The organism is Acinetobacter sp. ME22, from assembly GCF_022012315.1.
In the GTDB taxonomy this organism is placed as follows: Bacteria; Pseudomonadota; Gammaproteobacteria; order Pseudomonadales; family Moraxellaceae; genus Acinetobacter; species Acinetobacter brisouii_A.
In genome coordinates this window covers 1-1,052 of record NZ_JAKLTL010000040.1, presented here as the reverse complement: position 1 = coordinate 1,052, position 1,052 = coordinate 1, and the positions used below count along the sequence as shown (strand labels likewise).

Here is a 1,052-nt window from a genome sequence, read left to right as displayed (position 1 = left end):
CCAACAAGCTCAAGATAAAGGCATCATCGGCGAGGAAGTATGGCAATCAGTGATTGAAAGTGTCAGTCAATATATGGAGCAAGATTCGCTAGGATGTTTTGTGGGTGGTACTCGTATACAAATTGATAATGAAGATAAAGTTATTCCTATTGAGAAAGTACAATTAGGAGATAAGGTGCTTTCAAAGCCAGAAAATGATATGGGTGAACCTACTTATCAAACAGTGGCTCAAACTTTTATCCATCACGATAAGCCGATATGGTTAGTAGAGACTACTAAACTTATACAGCTTGAAGACCAACAGGGCAATATGTTGGATTATAAACAATATAAATCTGCATCACGTGAAATTGAATTTTTGGTAACACCAAATCATCCAATTTGGATAATAGGATTATTACAAGATAATGTAGTGGTATTTTATGAGCAGCCACAGTGGAAACGGGTTGATGAGCTACAACGCTATGAAGTTGTGGTCAATCAACATGGGGTTATGTACAGTGTGCAACGAGCCCAACCTGTTTATAAATATCAAGCAGTAGGAGAAGCTGAGGTCAACCCTGACCTATACTGGTACCAAAAATATTATTATGAAGACTACGAGCAAGATTACTTGTATGGTGATATGAAGCCAGACTTTGATATCACCGAAGCTGATTATAAATCGATAGGATATGTTTTCGATGTTACCAATTATGAACAAAAAGGACTTAAAGGAGTCTATATTGATGAATGTACTAATATACTTAAAAATAGTGACAATCAGTACATTCCGTTTACTCGCACAGTCTATAATTTAGAAGTTGCTGACTATCATACTTATTATATCGGTATTACTGGACTTTGGGTACATAATACCGACTGTGAAAATAAAACCACTAAAGCCTTAGCTGGCAAAGAAACGGTAGATATCTTGCTTGAATATCAAGATATACTACGAGAAGCAGCAACTGGGCAAGTCACCAAATCAGTCTATGCTAATTTACCTAAAGATAAAGAGGCACAAAAACTAAAACAAGCTGAAATAAAAGTAATTGAAGATGAGTTAAAGG

1 pseudogene is annotated in these 1,052 nt (G+C 35.9%); it reads left to right on the top strand.

From position 1 onward, the window contains the following. A pseudogene (locus LVY74_RS17580) lies at positions 1-1,052 on the top strand (hypothetical protein); the annotation flags it as partial.